General features: G+C 62.0%; 1 pseudogene. It reads right to left on the bottom strand.

The features are described from left to right. Positions 1-574, bottom strand: a pseudogene (locus ACR0E6_RS22815) (sulfoacetaldehyde acetyltransferase); the annotation flags it as partial.

Genomic DNA, 574 nt, shown 5'->3' with positions numbered 1-574 from the left:
CGGTGGCCGCGTCGCCAACTATGCCGACCGAGACCTTCTTGGTCAGGCCGATGCGATCCGGGTTGATGTCGACCTGAATGATCTTCGCATTTGCGGGCCAGTATTCCAGACCGTAGCCCGGCAGGGTCGAGAACGGGTTCAGGCGGGTGCCGAGGCACAGAACCACGTCAGCTTCCTTGATCAGCTCCATACCGGCTTTCGAGCCGTTATAGCCCAGCGGGCCAGCAAACAGCGGGTGCGAGCCGGGGAAGGCGTCGTTGTGCTGGTAGCCAACGCAGACGGGCGCGTCCAGACGCTCGGCCAGGGCTTTCGAGGCTTCGATGCCGCCTTTGGACAGAACCGTACCGGCCCCGTTCAGGATAACGGGGTTTTTGGCGCTCGACAGCAGCGCAGCAGCTTCGGTTACAGCTGCAGCACCACCCTGAGGCAGTTCGAATTCAACAACGGCAGGCAGTTCGATGTCGACGACCTGAGTGAAGAAGTCGCGTGGCACGTTGATCTGCGCTGGTGCGGATGCATGCTTGGCTTTCATGATCACGCGGCTCAGAACCTCGGCCATGCGGCTGGGGTCACG

The sequence above is a fragment of the Ruegeria sp. AP12 genome (genome assembly GCF_056540025.1).
The sequence above is the reverse complement of the archived record's forward strand: the minus strand, read 5'-3'. Positions and strand labels throughout refer to the sequence as shown.